Here is a 2,038-nt window from a genome sequence, read left to right as displayed (position 1 = left end):
ACAGTTATGCTTTTTGAAAAAATTCTGACGGCGATTGAAATCGCCTACGCCTTACCCCCACGGATAAATCCGGGGGCTTCCACGGCGAGAGGACTTTGGTGATAAATCTAATTAATCAATAATTCTGTTTCTTGTCTGCTCAGTAACATATTCGACCATTAATACATCTTAATTCCCAGTTATAGCATTAGAAATCCGATATTATTAACCATTATCCTTATGTTGTGGATTTAGAACCCCGACTTGTTGAAGAAGTTGGGATTCTCGGTGTTCATTTCAAATAAGATAAATAGGTATTCGCCCAAATCGCAGCTTGAGTGCGATCGCGCAAATTTAGTCTGTTTAAAATATTCGTAACATGATTTTTTACCGTCCCCTCAGAAATGTAGAGTTCCTGAGCAATTTCTCGGTTACTAGCGCCTGTAGCAATTAACCGCAAAACCTCTTTTTCTCTAGGAGTAAGTTCAGCTAAAGTAGATGGTACAGGCGGTGACTGGGTTGGTGTACCATTAGAAAACTGAGTTAACAACTTTTTAACTATACCTGGGCCTAATTGAGTGTATCCTTTGTGAACGGCACGAATCGCAACAGCTAACTCTTCCGAGGGTGTATCTTTCAATAAATAACCCATTGCCCCATTTTGCAATGCTGCTGATACATATTCATCGTCATCAAAAGTTGTTAGTACTAAAATCTTAGTTTTGACAAAACGTTTTTGAATCTCCCGCGTGGCTGCAACTCCATCCATAATGGGCATTCTGATATCCAGCAATACTACATCTGGCTGAAATTCAGCAACTAAATTAATCGCCTGTTGTCCGTTTTCTGCTTCTCCCACTATCTCTAAATCTGCTTCTAATTCCAATAACGCTCTTAATCCTTGACGAATTAAACTTTGGTCATCTACCAACAGCACTTTAATCATCATGTCAACCTTATTAAAGGAATATCAACTGTAATTTTGCAACCAGAACCAAGAGCGCTATTAATATTAAACTCACCTCCCAGTGCTGAAGTGCGATCGCGCATACTCTGAAGTCCAAAACCAGTAGTATTTTGCCCTAAATCAAAACCTCTGCCATTATCCTGAATTATCAATCGTAAATTGTTTCTTGTCGTAGTCAGTTCCAGCTTAACCTCTGTAGCATAAGCATACTTAGATATATTTGTCAAAGATTCTTGAGTAATGCGGTAAATAGCAGTATTAATTTCAGGTGGTACAGGAGATTCGAGGTTGATTTGATAATTTAGTAAAATCCCATTAGAACGATGAAAATTTTCTGAAAGACTAGCGATCGCCCGTTCTAAAGATTGTTCTTGTAAGGGATTAAAACGCATAGTAGAAACAGATTGACGGACATCTTTTAATGCTTTTGAACCTAATTCTTTCGCTGTTACGAGAAATGTTTCAGCCTTACCTGGGTTAAATTGCCACAATTTCAAGGCAGTTTCTAATTGCAGATTTAAAGCAGTCAGAGAGTGTCCTAATGAATCATGAATTTCGCGAGCAATGCGATTACGTTCTTCCAAGGTAGCTTGATTTTCAATTCGTGTGGCATATTCACGGAGTTTTTCGTTAGCAAAAGCTAGCTTTTCTCGACTGTGCCGTTCAGATAAAACTGCATTCATCATCAACAACACAAAAACCAAACTTAAGCCAAATACCAGCGAAGAATTCCAAATTAAAAATCGATATCGCTCTTGTGCCTGTGGTGATGCTTGGAAATTGAATAACTGGTATTTTAATTGTGTAGTAACTAAAAATAATGCAAAGGACAAACTTGTAACTAACAAACGTCCATTTAACGGAAAAATTGACAGCGATCATTTCGCCTGAACAACAGTTACTTCCGATGGAAGATGCAAACATCGGAATGGAAGGTGTTACCCCGTATGACTTTATGGAAAATGACGTAACATAATGACGGACACACATATTGGCACGCTCCTTCTTTCCGTGGCGTATGTTTACGTAAAAAAATGACAAAGATAGAAGAAAAAATAAAGAGGAGTGTGCCTTTTTATGTTAAAGTGTCCG

Annotated in this window: 1 protein-coding gene and 1 pseudogene; both read right to left on the bottom strand. The window is 38.2% G+C overall.

Going from position 1 to position 2,038, the window contains the following annotated elements; translation table 11 throughout:
• Positions 1–271: 271 nt before the first annotated feature.
• On the bottom strand, positions 272–925 hold the full coding sequence (locus LC605_RS32680) for a response regulator transcription factor (protein ID WP_229551502.1): 654 nt from the start codon (positions 923–925) through the stop codon (positions 272–274).
• Positions 925–1,815, bottom strand: a pseudogene (locus LC605_RS32675) (sensor histidine kinase); the annotation flags it as partial. The pseudogene LC605_RS32675 and the gene LC605_RS32680, both read right to left, overlap by 1 nt.
• Positions 1,816–2,038: the final 223 nt, after the last annotated feature.

Source organism: Nostoc sp. CHAB 5836, from assembly GCF_020829445.1.
Taxonomy (GTDB): domain Bacteria; phylum Cyanobacteriota; class Cyanobacteriia; order Cyanobacteriales; family Nostocaceae; genus Nostoc.
This window is presented reverse-complemented; position numbering and strand designations above follow the sequence as displayed.